Here is a 23,429-nt window from a genome sequence, read left to right as displayed (position 1 = left end):
CCGGATACCCGTGAGCCAGCTCGACGAAGAAATCTCCCGACGCCGCACTTTTGCGATCATTTCCCACCCCGACGCGGGTAAAACCACGCTGACCGAAAAGCTGCTGTGGTTCGGCGGCGCCATCCAGGTGGCCGGTGAAGTGCGGGCGCGCAAGGCCTCGCGCCACGCGACCTCGGACTGGATGGAACTGGAAAAGCAGCGCGGCATTTCGGTGACCTCGTCGGTCATGCAGTTTCCGTATCGGGAATGCATGATCAACCTGCTCGACACGCCGGGCCACGAGGACTTTTCGGAAGATACCTACCGCACGCTGACCGCCGTCGACTCGGCGGTCATGGTGATCGACTCGGTCAACGGCGTCGAAGCGCAGACGATCAAGCTCCTGAACGTCTGCCGCATGCGCGACACGCCGATCCTGACCTTCATCAACAAGCTCGACCGCGAAGGCAAGGAGCCGATCGACCTGCTCGACGAAATCGAGTCGGTGCTCGGCATCCAGTGCGCGCCGATGACCTGGCCGATCGGCATGGGCAAGCGCTTCCGCGGCGTCTATCACCTTTACGACGACACCATCGCCTTCTTCGACCCGCAGGCCGAGAAGGGCACGGCCGAGATGATCAAGGGGCTGGACAATCCGCGCCTCGACGAACTGATCGGCAGCCAGGCCGACGAACTGCGCAGCGACATCGAACTGGTGCGCGGCGCGTCGCACCCCTTCGACGCCGAGGCCTACCTGTCGGGCAAGCAGTGCCCGGTGTTCTTCGGCTCGGCGGTCAATAATTTCGGCGTGCAGAGCCTGCTCGACGCCGTTGTCGACCTGTCGCCGGCACCCAAGGCGCGGCCGGCGGTGAGCCGCACGGTGGACGCCTTCGAGCCGAAGTTCTCCGGCTTCGTGTTCAAGATCCAGGCCAACATGGACCCCAAGCACCGCGACCGCATCGCCTTCCTGCGCGTCTGCTCCGGCCGCTTCGACCGGGGTATGAAGGTCAAGCAGGTGGCCACCGGCAAGACCCTGTCGATCAACAACGCCATCACCTTCATGGCGCGCGACCGGTCGACCGCCGACGAGGCCTGGTCGGGCGACATCATCGGCATCCCCAACCACGGCTCGATCCGCCTCGGCGAGACCTTCACCGAAGGCGAGGAGCTGCGCTTCACCGGCATCCCGTCGTTCGCGCCGGAACACTTCCGCCTCGCCCGCATCGCCAATCCGCTGAAGATCAAGCAACTGCAGAAGGGCCTGCAGCAACTGGCGGAAGAGGGCGCGACCCAGTTGTTCCGCCCGCTGTCCGGTACCGACCTGATTCTCGGGGCGGTCGGCACGCTGCAGTTCGACGTGGTCGCCAGCCGTCTGGAAAACGAATACGGCGTGCAGGTCATCTTCGAAAGCTACAATTGTTCGACGGCCCGCTGGATTCACGGCGACGCCGGCGAACTCAAGCAGTTGTCGGAACGCTATAGCGCCAACGTCGCGCTCGACGGCGCCGACGACCCGGTTTACCTGGCACCGAACAATGTCTACCTGAACATGGTCAAGGAAAAGTATCCCAAGCTTCGTTTCGAAGAAGCGCGCGAGGTCGCCTGAGCATGAACGTACGCGTCCAGCAAGCAGATTTCGACGTCGGTGCCGAACTGGCCGCCTTGCGGGCGGCCGACCCACGGGTCGGGGCGCTCGCCTCCTTCCTCGGTCTGGTGCGCGACATCAACGACGGGGCCAGCGTTTCGGAAATGACGCTCGAGCACTACCCGGGCATGACCGAAAAGGCGCTCGAGGAAATCGTCGTTGAAGCCAGGTCTCGTTGGGATATCTACGACGCGCTGGTGATCCATCGCGTCGGGCCGCTCAAGCCCTGCGACCAGATCGTGCTGGTGGCGGTTACCAGCGCGCATCGCGGCGAGGCTTTCGCCGCCTGTGAATTCATCATGGATTACCTGAAGACCAAGGCGCCGTTCTGGAAGAAGGAAGCGACGCCGGATGGCGGGCGTTGGGTCGACGCCCGGGAGACCGACGACAGCGCGGCAGCGCGCTGGCAGAAATGAAACAGGGGCGCCGCGGCGCCCCTGGTTTTTCCGGGTAAGGAAACCGCTCAGGTCTTGAAGCGGGCAACCGCCTCATGCAGTTCGCCGGATAGCTGATGCAGGCGACGCGCCGCATCGGCGGTGTGGCGCACGGCAATCGCGCTTTCCTCGGACATCTGGGCGATGGTTTCGAGCTTCTGGGCGATGTCGTTGCTGGCCTGACTCTGTTCGGAAATCGAGTCGGAAATGCCATTGACCACGAAAGTGACGCGCTGGGCACCGTCGCGGATACGCTCGATCGAATCGCCGGCCTGATTCGCCAGTTCTACGCCCTTGCCCACCTTGGCCACGCCGGACTGCATGCTGCCGACCGCGCTGCGGGTGCCGTTCTGGATCTTGCTGACCATTTCGGCGATTTCGGTGGTCGACAGGCTGGTCCGTTCGGCCAGTTTGCGCACCTCGTCGGCAACCACGGCAAAGCCGCGACCCTGTTCGCCGGCACGTGCCGCCTCGATGGCGGCATTGAGCGCCAGCAGGTTGGTCTGGTCGGCGATTTCGCGGATGGTATTGACGATGGAGGTGATCTGGTCGGATTGACGGCCCAGGTCTTCGACGATTTCCGACGAGGACTGAACGGCTTCGGAAATCTTGCGCATCTCGGTTGCTGCGCTGTGAATCACGGCTGCACCTTCTTCCGAAATGACGGCGGATTCCTGGGAAATGCCGTGCGCTTCGCCGGCGTTTTCCTTGACCTGATCGATACTGACCGCCATTTCCTCGACCGAGGCAGCCATCGACGAGGCGGCATCGCTCTGTTGGCGGGCGCGGTCTGCGACTTCCTCGGAAGCATGCAGCAGCTGATCGGCGGAACTGGCAACCTGCTCGGCATTGCTGACGATGGTGGTGATCATCGCGCGCAGCGTGTCCTGCATGGCGCGGATGTCGGCCAGCAGGTTTTCACCCGGCGGGCAGTCGACCGGCGTGGACAGGTCGCCGGCAGCGATGCGGCGGGTGATGACCGAGGCAGCAGCCGGGTCGCCACCGAGCGTGCGGATGATGCTGCGCGAAACCAGCAGCAGCGAGACGGCGATGAAGCCGCCGATGGCCAGACCCCAGAGCAGCAGTTTGATGGCGTCCCGGCGGAACTGGGCATCGACATCATCGACGTAGATGCCAGTGCCGATTACCCAACCCCAGGGCTGGAAACCCATGACATAGGAAACCTTGGGCACACCTTGCTCAGCACCCGGCTTGGGCCAGAGGTAATCGACGAAACCGGCACCCTTGCTCTTGACGACGCTGTTGAACTCGAGAAACAGCAATTTACCGTTCTTGTCCTTCAGCTGGTCGAGTTTCTTGCCTTCAAGATCCTTGCGGATAGGGTGCATGACCATGAGGTCGTTGAGGTCGTTGATCCAGAAATATTCGACTTGGTCGTACCGCATGTCGCGCAGGGTGTCAGCTGCCATTCTCTTGGCGTCGTCCTCGCTGATTTTTCCGGCCCTGGCCTGCGCTTCAAAATGCGCGACAGTGAGTTGAGCAACCTCGACCAGGTTGCGAACCTTGTTCTGCCGGTCTTCCATCATCCGTTGCTTGCCGTCGATGAGTAGCACGGCGAAAAGAATGATCAAGGCACCGATGGTCGCCAAGGTCATGGCAGTCAGTTTGCCGCGTAGTGTCATTGGCACCCCCCCATTTGCATTCTCCTGAAACTGTTTCTAAGGACTTTTATCATTCTTGTAGGTTACCCCAAAATCCTTCGTTGGCAATAGGGGATTCCGAGGGGCGTCACTTGAAAAAACAGTCAAAGGCCTTATCTGGTTGACATTCCAAGATTCCCGCCGGGAGCCAGCACATGCGTATCGACAAATTCACCACCAAGTTCCAGCAGGCCCTGGGCGACGCCCAGAGCCTGGCCAATGCCAACGATCAGCAATTCATCGAGCCGCAGCACCTGCTGCTGGCGCTGCTCGGCCAGGACGACGGCGGTACCGCCTCGTTGCTGGCGCGCGCCGGTGTCAATGTGCCTGCCTTGAAGCGCGATCTCGAAGGGGCGCTGACCCGCCTGCCCAAGGTCGAAGGCCACGGCGGCGACGTCCAGGTCGGCCGCGACCTGGGCAACCTCTTGAATCTCACCGACAAGGAAGCGCAGAAGCGCGGCGACCAGTTTATCGCCAGCGAGATGTTCCTGCTCGCCCTCTGTGACGACAAGGGCGAAACCGGCCGCATCGCTAGGCAGCATGGTCTGCAGAAGAAGGCGCTGGAAGCCGCGATCATGGCCGTGCGCGGCGGCCAGAATGTCGATTCGCAGGAAGCCGAGGGCCAGCGCGAATCGCTGAAGAAGTTCTGCATCGACCTGACCGAGCGCGCCGCCATGGGCAAGCTCGACCCGGTGATCGGCCGCGACGACGAAATCCGCCGCGCCATCCAGATCCTGCAACGCCGTACCAAGAACAACCCGGTGCTGATCGGCGAGCCGGGCGTCGGCAAGACCGCCATCGTCGAAGGTCTGGCGCAGCGCATCGTCAATGGCGAAGTGCCGGAAACCCTCAAGGGTAAGAAGGTGCTGGTCCTTGATATGGCCGGCCTGCTTGCCGGTGCCAAGTATCGCGGCGAGTTCGAGGAGCGCCTCAAGGCGGTGTTGAAGGAAGTGGCGCAGGACGAAGGCCGCATCATCCTGTTCATCGACGAAATCCACACCATGGTCGGCGCCGGCAAGGCCGAAGGCGCCATCGACGCCGGCAACATGCTCAAGCCCGCGCTGGCGCGCGGCGAACTGCACTGCATCGGCGCGACCACGCTGGACGAATACCGTAAATACATCGAGAAGGACGCCGCGCTCGAACGCCGCTTCCAGAAGGTGCTGGTGGACGAGCCATCCGTCGAATCGACCATCGCCATCCTGCGCGGCCTGCAGGAGAAGTACGAACTGCACCACGGCGTGGACATCACCGACCCGGCCATCGTCGCTGCTGCCGAACTCTCGCATCGCTACATCACCGACCGCTTCCTGCCGGACAAGGCCATCGACCTGATCGACGAGGCTGCCGCCCGGATCAAGATGGAAATCGACTCCAAGCCGGAAGTCATGGACAAGCTCGACCGCCGCATCATCCAGTTGAAGATCGAGCGCGAAGCGGTCAAGAAGGAAAAGGACGAAGCCTCGCAGAAGCGCCTCGGCCTGATCGAGGAAGAAATCGCCCGGCTGACCAAGGAGTATTCCGACCTCGAGGAAATCTGGAAGGCCGAGAAGTCGGCCGTCCTCGGTTCCGCGCAGATCAAGGAGGAAATCGACCACCTCAAGGCCGAAATCGCCCGCCTGCAACGCGAGGGCAAGCTGGAAAAGGTCGCCGAGCTGCAGTACGGCAAGCTGCCGCAGCTTGAAGCGCAATTGAAGAAGGCCGAAGCCGAGGGCGACGGCAGCCAGCAGAAGAACAAGCTGCTGCGCACGCAGGTCGGCGCCGAGGAAATCGCCGAGGTGGTCAGCCGCGCCACCGGCATCCCGGTGAGCAAGATGATGCAGGGCGAGCGCGACAAGCTGCTGAAGATGGAAGAGCGCTTGCACAACCGCGTCGTCGGCCAGGACGAAGCCGTGCGCCTGGTCGCCGACGCCATCCGCCGCTCGCGTGCCGGCCTCGCCGATCCGAACAAGCCCTACGGCTCCTTCCTCTTCCTCGGGCCGACCGGTGTCGGCAAGACCGAACTGTGCAAGGCGCTGGCCGAGTTCATGTTCGATTCCGAGGAACACCTGATCCGCATCGACATGAGCGAGTTCATGGAGAAGCACTCGGTCGCCCGCCTGATCGGCGCGCCGCCGGGCTACGTTGGCTACGAGGAAGGCGGTTACCTGACCGAAGCCGTGCGCCGCAAGCCGTACAGCGTGATCCTGCTCGACGAGGTCGAGAAGGCGCACCCGGACGTCTTCAACGTGCTCCTGCAGGTGCTCGACGACGGCCGCATGACCGACGGCCAGGGCCGCACGGTGGACTTCAAGAACACCGTCGTGGTGATGACCTCCAACCTTGGCAGCCAGATGATCCAGCAGATGCAGGGCGACGACTACCAGTTGATCAAGCTGGCGGTGATGGGCGAGGTGAAAACCTATTTCCGTCCGGAATTCATCAACCGTATCGACGAGGTGGTGGTCTTCCACGCGCTCGACGAAAAGCACATCGCCGGCATCGCCAAGATCCAGCTCGGCTACCTGGAAAAGCGCCTGGCGCAGCTGGAAATGGGCATCGTCGTCGACGAATCGGCGCTGCTCGAACTGGCCCAGGCTGGTTTCGATCCGGTCTTCGGCGCCCGTCCGTTGAAGCGTGCGATCCAGCAGCAGATCGAGAATCCACTGGCCAAGGCCATCCTCGAAGGCAAGTTCGCCGCCAAGGACGTTATTCGTGTCAGTTGCGAGGGCGGCATCCTGCGCTTCGCCAAGGGCTGATGCGCCGGCGGTAAATCAGTGGGCGGGCCCTTGCGGCCCGCCCCATCGTTCAGCAGTTGCCCTTCTTGGCCTGGCCCGGTGGGCAGAAACCGGGGCCCTGGTGCGGCACGCCCTGCGGCCTGCCGGTATAGTATTTCTCGCCGCGCGGGCCGTGGTGCTTCTTCCAGTAACCAGGTTCGCGCCACTCGTAGCCGTCCCAGTAGTAGCCGCGGTCGTTGCGGCTGCCGAAGGTGACGGTGACGCCGCCGGTCTGGACGCGGAGGCTGCCGACATCGACGCGGATGTCGCTGGCACCGGCCAACAGTGGGGTAGCCGCGATCAACGCGGCGCACAGGAATTTTTTCATGATTCTTCTCTCTTTCGGTAAGGGACCCTGTCCTGAATAACGGACGAGCGGCGGAAAAAGATTACGCAAGGATTGTAAGCAAATGAAAGCGACCCTGGAGGAATGGCGGCAGGCCCGCCATGCGGAACTTGCCGGTGCCAACAGCTGGCTCGGCCTGGTTGGCCTGTTCTGGCTCGACGACGAAATCAGCAGGGTCGGCAGCGGTGAAGATTGCGTTGTCCGCCTGCCGTCCGGGCCGGCGCATCTCGGCGATCTGATCCGCCGCGATGCTTGCGTCTTCTGGCAACCGGCCGGTGGCGAGGCGAGGGCGTTGCAGACCGACCGTGACGGCCGGCCCGATACCATTGAGCATGACAGCCTGTCGTTTTTTGTCGTCGACCGCGAAGGGCGCTTTGCCGCCCGTGTGCGCGACCGCGCCTGGGCGACGCGCCAGCCGTTCGCCGGTGTCGACTATTTCCCGGAAAACGCTGCCTGGTGCATCGACGCCGACTGGCTACCGCTCGATCCGCCGCTGACCATTGAAGTCCCCAATGTCACCGGCGAACTGAAACCGGTGACGGTCGCCTTCAAGGCGGTGTTCGCAGTCGATGGGCAAAGCGTCGAACTCCTGCCGATGTCGGTCGGTGAGCGCGAGGTCTTCTTCGTCTTCCGCGACCGGACGAGCGGTCGGGAAACCTACGGCGCCGGCCGTTTCCTGAAAGCCCGCCCGGCGGCCGACGGCAGGATTCGCCTCGATTTCAACCGCGCCTTCAACCCGCCCTGTGCGTTCACGCCCTTCGCCACCTGCCCGCTGCCGCCGCCGGAGAACTGGTTGCCGTTTCCCGTCGAGGCCGGCGAGAAGCGCTGGCTGGGCGGGCATTGATCCGTGGCTTGAAATACTTGCTTGCTGCATTGCACCAATGTAATATTAGCGTCTAATTATATTTTGATGGAGTCAGCCATGCTGCGTTTCGACATTGCCCCGGTGTGTTCCAACGCCTATCGCTTTCAGGCGACGATGAGCTTTGCCATCGCCGCCATCTACCTGTTCACCCCGTACCAGTGGGTGTCCCTCCTGCTGGCCGTCGGCGGTTTCATCCGCGGTTTCGTCAATCCGCACAAGTGCCTGTCGTACAAGCTGTTCGCCGGCATTACCGACAAGCTGGGCATCCCCAAGATGCAGAATGCCGGTTCCAAGATGTTCGCCGACAAGATCGCCGCCATCGCCGGGACCGCGATGTTCGTGACCTGGCTGATCGGCTCCCCGGTTGGCATGATCCCGGCCTACGCTATTCTGATCTTTGCCTTCATTGATCTGGCGACCGGCTTCTGTGCCGCCTGCTGGGCTTACGGCGCTTACTACAAGTTCAAGCAGGCCTGAACGTTATCGGCCGGAATGAAAGCGCGGGAAACCGCGCTTTTTTTTGTTAACCGATATGGTTGGCCACTGCCCACACCGCGGCTTCGACGCGTGAGCGGAACTTCAGTTTCTTGAGCAGGTTGCGGATGTGTACCTTGACCGTGCTCTCCATGATGTCGAGTTCGCGGGCAATCAGTTTGTTCGACATGCCGCCGGCCAGACATTTCAGGATGGCCGTTTCGCGTTCGGTCAGGCTGGCCTGACTGCGTTGCTCGACCACGCTTTCCTCGCGTAGCGCCGTTGCCAGCAGGCTGGTCAGTTCCGGGCTGATGGCCGTCTTGCCGTGCATGGCGCTGTCGATCAGCTTGAGGATGTCATCCGGGTCGTTGTCCTTGAGGATGTAGCCGTCGGCCCCGCTGCGGATGGCGGCGATCAGGTCTTCCGGGGCGTCGGAAACGGTGACCAGGATGATGCGCGCATCGATTTCCAGGTCGCGCATGGTGCGCAGGGTTTCCAGGCCGTTCATGCCTTTCATGTTGAGGTCGAGCAGGATCAGGTCGGGATCGAGGCGCTTGGCCAGTTCGATGCCTTCCTGGCCGCTGGCGGCTTCGCCGACGATTTCGAAACCGTCGGCCAGGCCGAGCAACTGGCTGACGCCACGGCGGAACAGCGGATGGTCGTCGATGATCAGGACACGGGTGGTGGTGGGCATGCTGGGTCTCTCAGGGTTCGGTCTGCCGGTATTTTTGCGGCAGGAAATGCAGGCTGATCGTGGTGCCGCCGCCGAAGGCCGTCTCGACATCGATGTCGCCTTCGAGGATGTGCGCGCGGTCGCGCATGATGCTGGTGCCGAAATGGTTTTCGGGGATGTCGGCCGGGTTGAAGCCGCGCCCGTTGTCGCGAATGCAGATGGTCACGGTATGGTCCGGCGCCACGAAGATTTCGACCGAGGCCCGGCTTGCCTGGGCGTGGCGCTCGATGTTGGAGAGCGCCTCGCGGATGATGCGGATGACGTGCATTTCCTCGTTGCCGGAAAGCACGATGCCGGACAGGCTGTTGTGCAGCTGCACCGGGAAGCCCAGTTTGTCGGAGAATTCGGCAATCGTTTCCTGCAGGGCGACGCCGAAGCCGCGCTCGTCGATGCGCAGGCGGAAGGTGGTGATCAGTTCGCGCAGTTCGCGGTAGGCCGAACCCAGTCCGTCCTTCAGTTCTTCGGCAATGGTGCGGGCATCGCACCCCTGTGCGATGCATTTCTCCAGGCGCGTGACCTGGATGCGCAGGTAGCTCAGCGACTGGGCAATCGAGTCGTGCAACTCGCGGGCGATTACCGAGCGCTCCTCGAGCACCGCCAGCCGATGTTTTTCCTCGGTGCGGCGCATGTTGAGCAGGGCGTTCGAAACGTGGTGGCCGATGGTTTCGATCAGCCGCGCCTTGTCGGCGGGTAGCGGTTCGCGCGAGCGCAACAGGATCGGTAGCGTACCGCGCATGCCGCTGGCGTCGCCGATCGGCAGGACGACGGTGCTGCCGGCTGCCGCCTGTTCGCCCAGCGGATGGGCGGCGCGGTCGAAGCACTGGGCGCAATCCTGTCTGCCGCACCAGCGTTCGACTTCCTCCGGCGTCAGGTCGCCGACCACCGGGTGGGCGGGCAGGTGGCCGTTGTCGCTGACGCAGATCATGCTGTGACCGAGTTCCAGCGCGTCCTCGACTTCGCGCAGGATGCCCTGCAGTTGATCGAGCGTCAGGTCGCTGGCCGACAGCTTCTGGCTGACACGATAGAGCAGTTCCAGTGACTGGTTGGTGCGGGTCAGCTCCTGCGTTTTTTCCTCGACCTTTTCCTCGAGGTGGGCATACATGCTGGCGATTTCCTCGACCATGGTGTTGAAGGCGCGGCCCAGCTGGCCGAGTTCGTCGCCGCCGACATGGCTGACCCGGGTCGAGAACGAGCCGCGCGAAACGGTCCTGGCCGCCTTGAGCAACTGCGCCAGCGGCTGGACCAGTTGCTGGCGCAGCATCCAGCTGGTCACCAGGCTGACCATGATGATCAGCGTCAGCAGGCCGAATTGCGTGGCGCGTAGCCAGCGGACCTTCTGTTCGAGGTCTTCTTCGATCAGCACGACGACCCGGTCGATCTGCTCGACGAAGGTGGGGATGTCCTGGGCCATGATCGTCAGCGCATCGACATTGCCCTCGGCGGCGAGCCGGGCCAGCGGACGGATGTGCTCGACCCAGCGCCGGTTGACCACGTTGATTGCCTCTTTCGACGGCGAGTTGCCGACCGTCTTGTCCTGGATGAAGCGGTCCAGTCCGTGCAGCCGGCGTTCGAACTGTTCCAGGGTCTGCTGCGCCTGGGCGCGTTTTTCCGGTTGCAGCACTTCGCTCAGGCTGCGGAAGCTCATCATGCGCAGCGAGCCGGAAACGTTGATGGCGCTGGCCTGGCCGCTGATGTTCTCGGCAATGACGGTCGAGGTGACGATGGACGCGAAGGAGAGCAGGGCGAGGATGCCCATGGCCAGCCCCAGCCGCACCAGCACCGAATCCTGCAAGGCATCCGAAATGGAAGAAAAGAAACGCTTCATGGCCGGTATTGCGGATTACCTCTTTTTTGCCTGGGGGTATTCGGATTGCCCGGGCAGTTTTGTGTGCCCGGATTCATGCGCTTGATTCTACGGGAAAAAACCTCGGCGATTGCGGCAAAGGTACTACCTATTAAGGGGTAGATCGCAGTTCGTCGGGACATTTTCCGGGGCTGTTGGCGCTCAACTCACGGGCGTAGGATCGGTTGCAGATCAACTTTCAGGCAAGCACAACATGCTCAGTCGCCGCGCTTTTCTCGGTGTCGCCCGCCCCTCCCGGGGAAATCCGGTGCGTCCGCCGTGGGCGTTGGCCGAGAGCGTTTTCGTCGATGCCTGCACCCGCTGCTCCGCCTGCATCGAGGCTTGTCCGACCGGCCTGCTGCTGCGCGGCGACGGCGGTTACCCGGAAGCCGATTTCACGCCGGGCCACGCCCCGGACGGCTGCACCTTCTGCGGCGACTGCCGCACGGCATGCACCCCGGGCGCCTTGAAGGCCGATCAAAGCTGGTCGCTCAAGGCGGTCTTTTCCGACGATTGCCTGGCCGAACAGAAGGTTGTCTGCCGGACCTGCGGTGAAAGCTGCGAGGCCCGCGCCATCCATTTTCCTCCCCGGCTGGGCGGTGTCGCCGGGCCGCAACTCGATGCCCTGGCCTGTACCGGCTGCGGCGCCTGTCTCGCCGATTGCCCGACCCGGGCGATCCGCATCCTTTCCATGAATACAACTGCCAACCGAGGTGTCGCATGAAGATCGTCAGTCTCGTTCTCAAATACCTGCCCGAGCACACGCGTGCCGTGCAGCTTGGCGTCGAGGCCGTGCCCGGCGCCTCCGTCGCCCACGATCACGGCGACGGCCGGATGCTTGTCCTGATCGAAGACGGTGAAGGCTATGCCGTTTCCGATTCCATCATCGGGGTCCATCACGTGCCGCACGTGATGTCGGTGACCCTGGCTTACGAATACTGCGACGACGCGCTTGAACCCGAGGAGGCTTGACCATGACCATGAATCGCCGTGAATTTCTGAAGACCCAGGCTGTTGCCGCTGCTGCGGCGACCGCCGGGATCCCGCTGGCTGCCAGCGCCCAGACCGCCCGTGCCGGCGGCCCGACCGAAGTCCGCTGGGACAAGGCCGCCTGCCGCTTCTGCGGTACCGGTTGCGCCGTGCTGGTCGGCGTCCAGAACGGTCGCATCGTCGCCACCCAGGGCGACCCGGACTCCCCGGTCAATCGTGGCCTGAACTGCATCAAGGGCTATTTCCTGTCCAAGATCCAGTACGGTGAAGACCGCCTGACCAAGCCGCTGCTGCGCATGAAGAACGGCAAGTTCGACAAGAACGGCGATTTCCAGCCGATCTCGTGGAAGCAGGCCTTCGACATCATGGAAGAGAAGTGGAAGGAAGCGCTCAAGGCCGACATGCAGGCCAACGCCGGCAAGCCGGTCAATGAGATGACCTCGTCGATCGGCATGTTCGGCTCCGGCCAATGGACGATCTGGGAAGGCTATGCCGCCGCCAAGCTGTGGAAGGCCGGTTTCCGCTCCAACAACCTCGACCCCAATGCCCGCCACTGCATGGCCTCTGCTGTGGCCGGCTTCATGCGTACCTTCGGCATCGACGAACCGATGGGTTGCTACGATGACATCGAGAACGCCGACGCCTTCGTGCTGTGGGGCTCGAACATGGCCGAGATGCACCCGATCCTGTGGTCGCGCATCACCGACCGCCGCCTGACCCATGCCGGCGCCGAAGTCCATGTGTTGTCCACCTTCGAGCATCGCAGCTACGAGCTGGCCGACAACCCGATGATCTTCTCGCCGCAGACCGATCTGGCCATCCTCAACTACATCTGCAACCACATCATCCAGAGCGGCAAGGTCAACCAGGACTTCGTCAAGAAGCACGTCAATTTCAAGATGGGCGAGACCGACATCGGTTACGGCCTGCGTCCGGCGCACGCGCTGGAAAAGGATGCCAAGTCGAACGGTTATCCGGGCGCCGACGGCAAGCCCAAGGGCGATACCGGCGCATCCAAGCCGATCACCTTCGAGGAATTCGCCAAGTTCGTTTCCGAATACACCCTGGACAAGACCGCCAAGCTGTCCGGCGTGCCGGCCGACCGCCTCAAGCGCATGGCCGAGCTCTATGCCGATCCGAAGAAGAAGGTCGTCAGCTTCTGGACCATGGGCTTCAACCAGCACACCCGCGGCACCTGGGTGAACAACATGATCTACAACGTGCACCTGCTGACCGGCAAGATCTCGACGCCGGGCAGCGGTCCGTTCTCGCTGACCGGCCAGCCGTCCGCCTGCGGCACGGCGCGCGAAGTCGGCACCTTTGCCCACCGCCTGCCGGCCGACATGGTCGTGATGAACCCGGATCACCGCAAGTACTCGGAAAAGATCTGGCAACTGCCGGAAGGCACGCTCAACGCCCGCATCGGCTTCCACGCCGTGCTGCAGAGCCGCATGCTCAAGGACGGCAAGCTCAAGTGCTACTGGACGACGACCACCAACAACATGCAGGCCGGGCCGAACATCAATGACGAGATGTACCCGGGCTGGCGCAATCCGGCCGCTTTCGTGGTCGTTTCCGATGCCTACCCGACCGTGTCGGCGATGGCTGCCGACCTGATCCTGCCGTCGGCCATGTGGATGGAGAAGGAAGGCGCCTACGGCAATGCCGAACGCCGCACCCAGTTCTGGCGCCAGCAGGTGTCGGCACCGGGCGAGGCCAAGTCCGACCTGTGGCAGTACATCGAGTTCTCCAAGCGCTTCAAGGTCGAGGACGTGTGGCCGGCCGACCTGATCGCCAAGAAGCCCGAGTACCGTGGCAAGACCCTGTTCGACATCCTCTACAAGAACGGCGCGGTCAACAAGTTCCCGCTGGCCGATCTGGAAAAGGCCAACGGTCACGCGATCAAGGGCTACATGAACGACGAGTCGAAGGAACTCGGCTACTACCTGCAGAAAGGCCTGTTCGAGGAATACGCCGCCTTCGGTCGTGGCAAGGCCCACGATCTGGCCGACTTCGACGTCTATCACAAGGCCCGTGGCCTGCGTTGGCCGGTGGTCGATGGCAAGGAAACGCTGTGGCGCTTCCGCGAGGGCTACGATCCGTACGTCCAGAAGGGCGAGGATTTCAGCTTCTACGGTCACAAGGACAAGAAGGCCGTGATCTTCGCGCTGCCCTACCAGCAGCCGCCGGAAATGCCGGACAAGGAATTCGACCTGTGGATGTCCACCGGCCGCGTGCTCGAACACTGGCACACCGGCACGATGACCCGTCGCGTTCCCGAACTGCACCGTTCGGTGCCGGAAGCCGTGGTCTTCATGCACCCGGAAGATGCCAAGAAGCGCGGCATCCAGCGCGGCATGAAGGTCAAGGTGGCGTCGAAGCGCGGCGAGATCCAGTTGCGCGTCGAAACCAAGGGCCGCAACAAGCCGCCGGTCGGCCTGGTGTTCATCCCCTTCTTCGACGAAGGCAAGCTGGTCAACAAATTGATCCTCGATGCGACTTGTCCGATTTCCAAGGAAACGGATTTCAAGAAGTGTCCGGTCAAGATCACCCGCGCCTGAGATCGCAGCGAGCCTGAATCGTGAGCACGAATCCCACCGCCAAGCCTGAAGGAAAACCCGGCGTGTCGCCTGCCTCCCTGGCACGCCGGAAATTCCTCAACGGCATCGCCGCTGCGGCCGGTGGTGGGGCTTTGCTCAGCCTGGTTCCGCTGCTCGCCGCCCGGCCGGCCGGGGCAAACCCGGCGCAGGCCTTGCGCCCGCCCGGTGCACTCAACGAGCCGGATTTCCTGGCTGCCTGCGTGCGTTGCGGCCTGTGCGTTCGCGATTGTCCCTACGACACCCTGGTGCTGGCCCCGGTCGGCGGCGAGGTGACCGGCGGGACGCCATATTTCAAGGCGCGCAGCATCCCCTGCGAGATGTGCGAGGACATTCCCTGCGTCAAGGCCTGTCCGACCGGTGCACTCAATCCCAAACTCACCGACATCCACGACGCCCGCATGGGGCTGGCGGTGCTTTCCGACCATGAAACCTGCCTCAATTACCTGGGTCTGCGCTGCGATGTCTGCTACCGCGTCTGCCCGGTGATCGACAAGGCGATCACGCTGGAGAGCATCCACAACCCGCGTTCCGACCGCCATGCCTTGCTGCTGCCGACGGTTCATTCCGACCATTGCACCGGCTGCGGCAAGTGCGAGGCAGCCTGCGTGCTGCCGGAAGCGGCGATCAAGGTAATGCCGGTGGCGCTGGCCAAGGGCGCCTTGCCCGACCACTACCGCAAGGGCTGGGAAGAAAAGGCCAGGCACGGTAGTTCGCTGATCGGCGATCAGGTCGAGATGCCGGTACGCGGTCTTGAAGACAAAGCCTACGGCGATGTGCGCGTCGATCGTGATGCGCCGCCGCCCGCCGGCATCAATTCGGGATGGAAGCCATGAGCGCCACCCGCAATCCCCTGCATCCGGGCCGCGATGCCGTCCGCGACAAGGGTTGGCTGGCGGCGCACCGCTACCTGATCCTGCGCCGGGTTTCGCAACTCGGCATCCTGCTGCTGTTCATGACCGGACCCTGGTTCGGGCTGTGGATCGCCAAGGGCAATCTGGCCTCGTCGCTGACGCTGGACATCCTGCCGCTGACCGATCCCTACCTGTTCGTGCAAAGCCTGGCCGCCGGTTTCATGCCGGCCTCGGCCGCGCTGATCGGGGCGGCCATCGTCATCGCTTTCTACGCGCTGTTCGGCGGTCGTCTGTACTGTGCCTGGGTCTGCCCGGTCAATGTCGTCACCGACGCCGCCGCCTGGCTGCGCCGGCGTCTGGGCCTTAAGTCGGGGCGGGCGCCCGACGGCAATACCCGTTACTGGGTGCTGGCCGGTTCGCTATTGCTGGCGGCCTTCACCGGCACGCTGATGTGGGAGGTGGTCAATCCGGTCAGCATCCTGCAGCGCAGCCTGATTTTCGGCCTCTCCGGCAGTCTGGCCGTGGTCCTGGCGATCTTCGCCTACGACCTGCTGGTCGCCAGTCGCGGCTGGTGCGGTCACCTCTGTCCGATGGGCGCCTTTTACGGCCTGCTCGGCCAGAAGTCGCTGGTCCGCATCACTGCCGACCAGCGCGGCAAGTGCGACGACTGCATGGACTGCTTCGCGGTCTGTCCGGAACCCCAGGTCATCCGTCCGGCGCTCAAGAAGGCCGGTCAGGACAGCCCGCTCATCCTCGATGCCGATTGCACCAATTGCGGTCGCTGCATCGATGTCTGCAACAAACACGTTTTCCACTTTACTCATCGGTTCGATCAAAGGAGCGATTCATGAAAAACAAGAGCCGCCTGTTCACTGCTGCTTTGGCCGCGGCACTCATGGTTTCCACACTGTCGTGGGGGCCGGTCCATGCGTCTGAGGGTGGGCTCAAGAGCCTGCGCGGGGCCTCCATCCAGGCCCCGGAGACCGAATCTGCCGATCCGTTCAAGGTGATGAAGGACAGCCCGCCGATCGAACGCGACTACGTTCAGCAACCGCCGCTGGTGCCGCACAAGGTCGATGGCTACAACGTCACGATGAAGTACAACAAGTGCATGGATTGCCACTCCTGGAGCCGCTACAAGGAAACCGGCGCGACCAAGGTCTCGCTGACCCACTTCAAGACGCGTGACGGCCAGGAATTGTCGAACATCTCGCCGCGTCGTTACTTCTGCCTGCAGTGTCACGTCCCGCAGGTCGATGCCAAGCCCTTGGTGGCCAACAAATTCAAGCCGGCCGAAGGCATTCGCTGAACCCGGCTGACGGAGAAGAATCATGGAAAATAACAAGCCTGCAGGGCTGATTGGCAGGGTTCGTGGCTGGGTTGCCGGTATCGGCGTGGTCACGGTGCTCGGTCTGTTCGGTGCCGGCATCATCTTCTGGGGCGGCTTCAATACCGCCATGGAATACACCAATACCGAGAAGTTCTGTATCTCGTGTCACGAAATGAAGGACAACGTGTACGCGGAATACCAGAACACCATCCATTACTCGAACCGCTCCGGGGTCCGGGCCGTTTGCTCCGATTGCCACGTGCCCAAGGAATGGGTGCCCAAGATGATCCGCAAGATCCAGGCGAGCAAGGAGGTCTGGGGCAAGATCACCGGTGTTGTCGATACGCCGGAGAAGTTCGAAGCGCATCGGCTGACCATGGCAACCCGCGAATGGGAACGGATGAAGGCGAACAACTCGCAGGAATGCCGTAACTGCCATAACTTCGAGTATTTCGACTACGGTGTTCAGGGGCGTCGCGGTGCCAATACCCACCAGCAGGCGTTCAACGAAGGCAAGACCTGTATCGACTGCCACAAGGGCATCGCCCACAAGCTGCCCGAGGTCGATCAGGCAATCACCGTGATCAACGCCGACGGCGCGCCGCCGCAGGTGTTCCACCCGCCGGTGAGCGGCAGCAAGGACTAGGGCTTTTCAAACCACCTCTCGAGCGCGTCCGGTTCCTGCGAACCGGCGCGCTTTTTTTCGTCCGTCAGGCCTGGAAGAAAGCTTCCAGGTCGGTAAACACGGCATGGTCGGCATGATGCCGGCGCACCGCGCTGACGTCCTCCAGCTTTTCGACCTGCCGGATCATCTGCGGCAGCCGCTGGTCTTCGTTGACCAGCAGCCAGATCCGGCTCTGCCGGCCGTCGCCGACCGGCAGGCAGAGAATGCCTTCGACGTTGTAGGCGCGGCGCGAGAACAGGCCGACCACGTGCGACATCACGCCGGGGTGGTTGGCGACGTCGATTTCCAGCACGGCGCGGGACAGCGCCTGGTTTTCGTTACGGCTGACAGCGTTCATGCCTGGGCTCCGATCATGTCACGGTTGGCGGCGCCGGGTGGCACCATGGGATAGACCTTCTGTTCGGCGTCGATGCCAGCGTGGATCAGGCACGGGCCGGGGCGGGCGAAGGCATCGGCGAGCGCGGCGCAGGGATTCGCTGCCTGGTCGAGATCGACGGCAGCGATGCCGAGCGCGCGGGCGGCGGCGACGAAATCGGGCATGGCCTGGAATTCCGAGGCGAACAAGCGCTGGCCGTAGAACAGCGTCTGCTGCTGGTGCACCAGGCCGAGGACGGCGTTGTTCATCAGCACGATCTTGACGTTGGCGCGTTGCTCGGCGGCGGTGACCAGTTCCTGGATGTTCATCAGGATCGAGCCGTCGCCGGTGAAGCAGACCACGGTGCGTTCCGGCGCGGCGAGGGCGGCGCCGATGGCGGCCGGGACGCCGAAGCCCATCGTGCCGAGACCACCAGAGGTCAGCCACTGGCGCGGTCGGCGCAGCGGGTAGGCCTGGGCGACCCACATCTGGTGCTGACCGACGTCGGTGGCGACGATGGCGTCGTCGTCGAGGCAGGCGGCCACCGCTTGGATCAGGCCGAAGTGCGAGCGCGGATCGTTGACGCCAGGCAGCGGTTGCGGATGTTCGGCCTTCAGCGCGTCGATCCGGGCATTCCATTCGGCGCGCGGATTTGCCGGCACCAGCGGCAGCAGGCGGGTCAGCGCCTCGGTGACATCGGCAACGATGCCGACGTGGGCGGTCTTGATCTTGTCGAGTTCGGCCGCATCGATGTCGATGTGGATGATCTTCGCCTGCGGGCAGAAGGCGGCGACCTTGCCGGTGGCACGGTCGTCGAAGCGGGCGCCGACGGCGATCAGCAGGTCGCATTCGTCGAGCGCCAGGTTGGTGTAGGGCGCGCCGTGCATGCCGAGCATGCCCAGCGACAGCGGGTGGTCGACCGGCATCGCGCCGAGCGCCATCAAGGTCATCACGGTTGGCAGCGTCGACTTTTCGGCGAGTTCAAGCGCAAGTTCCGAAGCACCGGCGTGTATGACGCCGCCACCGAGATAGAGCAGGGGGCGTTTGGCTGCGGCGATCAGCGAAGCGGCTTCGGCCAGCGCCATGCCGTCGGCGGCCGCAGGCAGCTTGCGGCGACCGGGTTCAGGCCAGCTGGTGACCTCGATGGCGCGGCTCTGCACGTCCTTGGGAATGTCGATCAGCACCGGGCCGGGGCGGCCGGAAGCGGCGATGGCGAAGGCGCGCGGGATGACTTCGAGCAGTTCCTCGGTCGAGGAAACCAGGAAGTTGTGCTTGGTGATCGGGACCGACAGGCCGTAGGTATCGACTTCCTGGAAGGCGTCGGTGCCGATCATCGCCTTCGGCACCTGGCCGGTGATGGCGACCAGCGGGATCGAATCGAGCTTGGCGTCGGCAATCGCGGTCAGCAGGTTGGTCGCGCCGGGGCCGGAGGAGGCCATGCAGACGGCGACTTCGCCGGAAACGCGGGCCATGCCCTGGGCGATGAAGCCGGCGCCCTGTTCGTGGCGGGCGAGGACGTGGCGGATCGCGGTCGACTGACCGAGGGCGTCGTAGATCGGCAGGATCGCGCCGCCGGGATAACCGGTGACCAGGCGCACGCCCTGGCGTTCGAGCAGGCGTACGGTGATCTGGGCACCGGTCAGGGTTTCGTTGGGGGTATCACTCATCTGAGGCTCCTGGGGTTCTGGCGGTTCCGGGAGGCTCAAACAAAAACCCCGCCGGTTGCGCCGGCGGGGTTTGGGGAAACTGTCTGCTGCTTCTGCTTACCCGATCCGCGACGGCGCGTGCGTAACGACGCCTACGCTAATGACGCGTACGACGACCAGCAGCGAGACTGCGCGGGCAGCAACGGAGCGGAAGGCGGTGGAAGCGTTCATCGGATCGGTGGGTTCAAAGTTCAGCTAAAGCGCACTATCGCCGAAGTTTCAGGAAAAAACAACAACGGGATGAGTAGGGTTTTTGTGATGAGGCAAACGGATAAAAGCAGGCTATGCTGGAGGTGAAACTATTGGCTAGATGCTAGCGCGTTGGGATAAGCGAATTTCCTTGACCTTGCTATTAATAAAACTCAAAATATGACGTAAATAACAAACAGAATACATTTGTGACAATCATGAAACAGCGTTTGCGTTATCTCCCGTTGAACGAGCTTGTCGAAGGCATGGTGCTCGGTGCTTCGCTGACCATCGCCGAGCATGGTGTCACCAACTTCGCCTTGCCGGCCGGCCATGTGCTCACCGAAGACAATCTCTGCCAGATCGCCCGTCGCGGTGGGGAGTTTGCCTGCGTTGCCGAGGAAGATCAGCGCAGCGAGGAAGACCGGGCAGCCGAGCAGGTGGCGCACGCGGCGCAGCTGCAGCGCATCTTCGCCAACGCCGACAAGGAACGGCCCGCGGTGGCCGGACTGTACGCAGCCGTCCTGGCCTACCGGAGCCTCTGATGCCACTGCATCTCAAGGAAAGCGAGATCATCGAACGGGCGGCCCTGTTGCCGGCCTTTCCCACCGTCGTCAATGAAATTCTCGAAACCCTGGACGACGAGAATGCAGCGATGGGCGCTCTGATCAATCTGGTCGAACGCGATCCGGTGATCACTGCGCGTGTCCTGTCGATCGCCAACGCGGCCGTCATGGCTGGGCGGACCCAGCGTGACCTGCGCGACATGCAGGTCGCCGTCTCGCTGATCGGCTTGTCGAAACTCCGGGAAATCGTGCTCGCCGTCAGCCTGGCAAAGTTCTCCCGCGAAAGCGGCATGGGCAGCCATTTCTGGGAGCACAGCATTGCCGTGGGCGTGGCCGCCCAGGAATTGTCGCGGATCGGTCACTGTTCCCGCGATTTCGCGCTGGTCTGCGGGTTGCTGCACGATATCGGCCAATTGTGGATGGCGCGTTGCCATCCGCTGGAATTCCAGATGGTGCGGATGAGCATGGAGCAGGCGCCGGACCTCGACATCCTCGACGCCGAAATCTGGCACTTCGGCCTCGATCACTGCACCATCGGTCGGTTGCTAGCGACTGCCTGGCATCTGCCGGCGTCGGTCATCTCCGCCATTCAGCATCACCACGATGCGCATCCGCCGGCCGACAAGCTGATCGCGGTGACGCATCTGGGCGAAGCGGTGGTCAATGCGCTGAACATCGAGCGCCACAATCACGCCAGCGTTCGCCATGTTTCGGCAACCGCCTGCGACGTGCTGGGCATCGACTGGCGCGACGATTTCAACTTCCTGTTTGGCCGGATCGAGGCGCGCTCACGCAACCTGACCCGGATATTTTCCTGATCAGTGCTCCCGGCCGTCGATACGCGGTTTCAGCAGCATCGGGATATAGCGCCAGCCGAGCAGGCCGAACGCCAGTAGCCAGCAGCTTGCGGCGGCGTGGATGCTGGCCAGGTAAAGGTTGGGCGCGAATTGCGGAAGGCCGACGCGGATCGTCAGCGCCGCCAGCATGAGGTATAGGATGCTCCGGTCCAGCCCCGAAAACACCACTTTCCTGCCGGTATGCCCGTTGGCGATGCGGATGATCATCGCCGGGATGACGCAACCCATGGCGCCGAAGGTGAACAGATGAGTCGTCACCGAGCCAACCCAGGCGGGTTCGACGAATTGCGCCAGTGCAGACAGCAGCAACTGACCGACGATCGCCAGATAGCCGACGTACATGATGCCGATGTCGATGCGGCGCAAGGCCAGCAGCGGTTTCCAGAAGACGAAGCGGACCAGCAGCAGTAACCCCAGTGCCAGCGACAAGGCGGCGCCAAGGTTTGCGGGCAGCAGGAAGCTGCCGACCAGGATCAGGCCGAGCAGCTTGATCGGCATGTCCAGTCGCGGCTGGCGCAGGATCTGCACCTGGAAGGCGGCTTTCATGAACTGGGTCAGTGTGCGTTCCAGCATGACCAGGAAAGCCAGCCGGAAGAGCGCCAGTGTCATCTCGCTACCAGCGCTGAAGTCGCCGTGCAGCATCAGTTGCTTGGCGACGATGAAGGCCGGCAACAGGACGACGAAGAAGGCATTGTCGCGGTAACTGTCCTGGTTCCGGTAGCGGATCAGCGTCCACACCAGCATGGCCACGATGCTGCCGAGAAACAGGTTGTTGGACAGCAGGAACAGGGGTGTCGGCCAGGCGCCACCGAAGCTCATGCCCTGTCGTTCGAGCAGCCAGGCGAAGCTGAGAAAGGCGAGGGCGGTGCCGTGATGACCCCGGATATTGACCCAGTTCTTGGTTGAGGTCAGCAGGAATCCGCCGAGCACCGCCCAGCCGAAGCCGAAAAACATCTCGTGGGCGTGCCAGCGCAAGGCGTCGACCGGACTCGAATCAAGGTTCGCGGCGCCGGAATAAACCATGGCCCAGACCAGCGGTAGCAGCGCTCCGGCGAAGCAGCCTAGCAGGAAAAATGGGCGGAAACCGACCAACCACAGCGGGTGATGCAGGAATTTCATGGCGAAACCGTTCCAAGGAATGCGTAAAACGTCGCAACTTTACCAAGTGGGCGTGGCCGAATATTTGATTTATCCGATGGCGGCGCACAGTCGCCGGGACATTGGCGTAAAATCACGCCCTTGACCGGGCATGGAGAGAGACATCAGCCCGGCAGGTTTTTTAAGGACAAAGATGAAGCGTGTTGATGATTTCCGCTTGCGTTTCGGCAAGCATGAGCTGGTTCCGATCATGATCGGCGGCATGGGGGTCGATATTTCGACCGCCGATCTGGCCCTGGAGGCGGCGCGCCTCGGTGGTGTCGGCCATATTTCCGACGCGATGATCAACACGGTCTCCGATCGGCGCTACGAAACCAAGCACGTCAAGGAAAAGCTCGCGCTTTACAAGTACAACGTCAACAACGAGGACAAGTCGCCGGTCAAGTTCGACCTCGGCCGCCTCGCGGAAGCGACCCGCCTGCACGTCGAAGCGACGATGGCACGCAAGCAGGGCAGCGGCATGGTCTTCATCAACTGCATGGAGAAGCTGACCATGAACGCGCCGCGCGAGACCCTCAAGGTCCGCATGTCGGCCGCGCTCGATGCCGGCATCGACGGCATCACCCTGGCCGCCGGCCTGCACCTCGGCTCCTTCGGCCTGATCGAGGATCATCCGCGTTTTCGCGATGCCAAGCTCGGCATCATCGTCTCGTCGGTCCGCGCACTGCAACTCTTCCTCAAGAAGAGCGCGCGCACCAACCGCATGCCCGACTACATCGTCGTCGAAGGACCGCTGGCCGGTGGTCACCTCGGCTTTGGCATGGACTGGGCGCAATACGACCTGGCGACCATCGTCGCCGAGGTCATGCAGTATCTGAGAGATGAGCATCTCGATATTCCGGTGATTCCGGCCGGTGGCATCTTCACCGGTACCGACGCGACCCAGTTCCTCGAGGCTGGCGCAGCCGCCGTTCAGGTGGCAACGCGCTTCACCGTGGCAGAGGAATGTGGCCTGCCCGATGCCGCCAAGCAGGAATACTTCAAGGCAACCGAAGACGACATCGAGGTCAACCAGATCTCGCCGACCGGCTATCCGATGCGCATGATCAAGTCCAGCCCGGGTATCGGCGACGGCATCCGCCCGAATTGCGAAGCCTATGGCTACCTGCTCGACGCCACCGGCAAGTGTTCCTACATCACCGCGTACAACCGCGAAGTCGCCGCGCACCCCGAGGCACGCAAGGTCAAGGTCTGGGACAAGACCTGCCTGTGCACGCACATGCGCAACTTCGAAATCTGGACCTGCGGCCAGCTGACCTGGCGTTTGAAGGACACGACCCGCAAACTGGACGACGGTTCTTACCAGATGCTCAGCGCTGAACATATTTTCAAGGATTACCAGTTCAGTACGGATCAGCAAGTGGCCTTGCCGGAGCCTGCGGCAGGCTAATTCAAACGGAGGCCAG

Annotated in this window: 22 protein-coding genes; 15 read left to right on the top strand and 7 right to left on the bottom strand. The window is 62.9% G+C overall.

The window, feature by feature from the left end; genetic code table 11:
- Positions 1–10 precede the first annotated feature (10 nt).
- Together AADV58_RS12090 and moaE are read left to right on the top strand one after the other, a co-directional pair.
- Entirely contained in the window at positions 11–1,585 is a 1,575-nt protein-coding gene (locus tag AADV58_RS12090; protein WP_028994972.1) for a peptide chain release factor 3, read from the top strand.
- A gap of 2 nt (positions 1,586–1,587) precedes the next feature.
- Entirely contained in the window at positions 1,588–2,040 is a 453-nt protein-coding gene (gene moaE / locus AADV58_RS12085) for a molybdopterin synthase catalytic subunit MoaE (protein ID WP_028994973.1), read from the top strand.
- A gap of 47 nt (positions 2,041–2,087) precedes the next feature.
- On the opposite strand, the gene AADV58_RS12080 is transcribed toward moaE, so the two are convergent.
- Positions 2,088–3,701 carry a methyl-accepting chemotaxis protein gene (locus tag AADV58_RS12080; protein ID WP_028994974.1) on the bottom strand — a complete coding sequence of 538 codons (1,614 nt, stop codon included), beginning with the start codon at positions 3,699–3,701 and terminating at the stop codon, positions 2,088–2,090.
- A gap of 173 nt (positions 3,702–3,874) precedes the next feature.
- Between AADV58_RS12080 and clpB the strand changes: the two genes are divergently transcribed.
- The gene (clpB, locus tag AADV58_RS12075) at positions 3,875–6,457 is read left to right on the top strand and encodes an ATP-dependent chaperone ClpB (protein ID WP_341743311.1); all 2,583 of its coding nucleotides are present in this window, start codon (positions 3,875–3,877) and stop codon (positions 6,455–6,457) included.
- Positions 6,458–6,506: 49 nt separating this feature from the next.
- Here clpB and AADV58_RS12070 read toward each other — a convergent pair whose 3' ends face one another.
- Positions 6,507–6,803: a DUF2502 domain-containing protein gene (locus AADV58_RS12070; RefSeq protein ID WP_298397803.1), complete on the bottom strand. Its 297-nt coding sequence runs from the start codon at positions 6,801–6,803 to the stop codon at positions 6,507–6,509.
- Between the two features lie 82 nt (positions 6,804–6,885).
- Here AADV58_RS12070 and AADV58_RS12065 point away from each other — a divergent pair, with 82 nt between their 5' ends.
- Together AADV58_RS12065 and AADV58_RS12060 are read left to right on the top strand one after the other, a co-directional pair.
- Positions 6,886–7,665 (top strand): DUF1684 domain-containing protein, encoded by a 780-nt coding sequence (locus tag AADV58_RS12065; protein WP_341743310.1) that lies wholly within the window; start codon positions 6,886–6,888, stop codon positions 7,663–7,665.
- 78 nt (positions 7,666–7,743) lie between these two features.
- Positions 7,744–8,163, top strand: a complete 420-nt coding sequence (locus AADV58_RS12060; protein ID WP_298397807.1) for a DUF4395 family protein — start codon at positions 7,744–7,746, stop codon at positions 8,161–8,163.
- A 46-nt stretch (positions 8,164–8,209) separates the two neighbouring features.
- On the opposite strand, the gene narL is transcribed toward AADV58_RS12060, so the two are convergent.
- Entirely contained in the window at positions 8,210–8,854 is a 645-nt protein-coding gene (gene narL / locus AADV58_RS12055; protein ID WP_341743309.1) for a two-component system response regulator NarL, read from the bottom strand.
- Positions 8,855–8,864: 10 nt separating this feature from the next.
- A complete protein-coding gene (locus tag AADV58_RS12050; RefSeq protein WP_298397811.1) occupies positions 8,865–10,718 on the bottom strand; it encodes a HAMP domain-containing protein in 1,854 nt (617 codons plus the stop codon).
- A 232-nt stretch (positions 10,719–10,950) separates the two neighbouring features.
- Between AADV58_RS12050 and napF the strand changes: the two genes are divergently transcribed.
- From napF to AADV58_RS12015, 7 genes are all read left to right on the top strand, one after another.
- Positions 10,951–11,460 (top strand): ferredoxin-type protein NapF, encoded by a 510-nt coding sequence (gene napF, locus AADV58_RS12045; RefSeq protein ID WP_341743308.1) that lies wholly within the window; start codon positions 10,951–10,953, stop codon positions 11,458–11,460.
- Entirely contained in the window at positions 11,457–11,708 is a 252-nt protein-coding gene (locus AADV58_RS12040; protein WP_028994985.1) for a chaperone NapD, read from the top strand. The genes napF and AADV58_RS12040 overlap by 4 nt, the downstream gene beginning before the upstream one ends.
- 2 nt (positions 11,709–11,710) lie before the next feature.
- On the top strand, positions 11,711–14,287 hold the full coding sequence (gene napA / locus AADV58_RS12035; RefSeq protein ID WP_341743307.1) for a nitrate reductase catalytic subunit NapA: 2,577 nt from the start codon (positions 11,711–11,713) through the stop codon (positions 14,285–14,287).
- A 62-nt stretch (positions 14,288–14,349) separates the two neighbouring features.
- Positions 14,350–15,159 carry a ferredoxin-type protein NapG gene (gene napG, locus AADV58_RS12030; protein ID WP_043421245.1) on the top strand — a complete coding sequence of 270 codons (810 nt, stop codon included), beginning with the start codon at positions 14,350–14,352 and terminating at the stop codon, positions 15,157–15,159.
- A complete protein-coding gene (gene napH / locus AADV58_RS12025; RefSeq protein WP_424243811.1) occupies positions 15,156–16,028 on the top strand; it encodes a quinol dehydrogenase ferredoxin subunit NapH in 873 nt (290 codons plus the stop codon). The genes napG and napH overlap by 4 nt, the downstream gene beginning before the upstream one ends.
- Entirely contained in the window at positions 16,025–16,486 is a 462-nt protein-coding gene (locus AADV58_RS12020) for a nitrate reductase cytochrome c-type subunit (RefSeq protein ID WP_028994989.1), read from the top strand. The genes napH and AADV58_RS12020 overlap by 4 nt, the downstream gene beginning before the upstream one ends.
- A gap of 22 nt (positions 16,487–16,508) precedes the next feature.
- Positions 16,509–17,153: a NapC/NirT family cytochrome c gene (locus AADV58_RS12015; protein WP_043421248.1), complete on the top strand. Its 645-nt coding sequence runs from the start codon at positions 16,509–16,511 to the stop codon at positions 17,151–17,153.
- A 64-nt stretch (positions 17,154–17,217) separates the two neighbouring features.
- Here the strand turns inward: AADV58_RS12015 and ilvN are convergent, their stop codons facing one another.
- Together ilvN and ilvB are read right to left on the bottom strand one after the other, a co-directional pair.
- A complete protein-coding gene (gene ilvN, locus AADV58_RS12010) occupies positions 17,218–17,529 on the bottom strand; it encodes an acetolactate synthase small subunit (protein WP_028994991.1) in 312 nt (103 codons plus the stop codon).
- A complete protein-coding gene (ilvB, locus tag AADV58_RS12005; protein ID WP_341743306.1) occupies positions 17,526–19,214 on the bottom strand; it encodes an acetolactate synthase large subunit in 1,689 nt (562 codons plus the stop codon). The genes ilvN and ilvB overlap by 4 nt, the downstream gene beginning before the upstream one ends.
- A gap of 446 nt (positions 19,215–19,660) precedes the next feature.
- Between ilvB and AADV58_RS12000 the strand changes: the two genes are divergently transcribed.
- Positions 19,661–19,987: a hypothetical protein gene (locus tag AADV58_RS12000; RefSeq protein WP_028994993.1), complete on the top strand. Its 327-nt coding sequence runs from the start codon at positions 19,661–19,663 to the stop codon at positions 19,985–19,987.
- Positions 19,987–20,826 carry an HDOD domain-containing protein gene (locus tag AADV58_RS11995; RefSeq protein ID WP_028994994.1) on the top strand — a complete coding sequence of 280 codons (840 nt, stop codon included), beginning with the start codon at positions 19,987–19,989 and terminating at the stop codon, positions 20,824–20,826. Before AADV58_RS12000 ends, AADV58_RS11995 begins: the two co-directional genes overlap by 1 nt.
- Here the strand turns inward: AADV58_RS11995 and AADV58_RS11990 are convergent, their stop codons facing one another.
- Entirely contained in the window at positions 20,827–21,984 is a 1,158-nt protein-coding gene (locus AADV58_RS11990; protein ID WP_341743305.1) for an NnrS family protein, read from the bottom strand.
- Positions 21,985–22,156: 172 nt separating this feature from the next.
- Between AADV58_RS11990 and AADV58_RS11985 the strand changes: the two genes are divergently transcribed.
- The gene (locus AADV58_RS11985; protein ID WP_341743304.1) at positions 22,157–23,413 is read left to right on the top strand and encodes a nitronate monooxygenase; all 1,257 of its coding nucleotides are present in this window, start codon (positions 22,157–22,159) and stop codon (positions 23,411–23,413) included.
- The last annotated feature ends 16 nt before the right edge of the window (positions 23,414–23,429 follow it).

This window comes from Azonexus hydrophilus (genome assembly GCF_038368255.1).
Classification (GTDB): domain Bacteria; phylum Pseudomonadota; class Gammaproteobacteria; order Burkholderiales; family Rhodocyclaceae; genus Azonexus; species Azonexus hydrophilus.
Note: the sequence above shows the minus strand (reverse complement) of the source record. Positions and strands in the feature narration are given on the sequence as shown.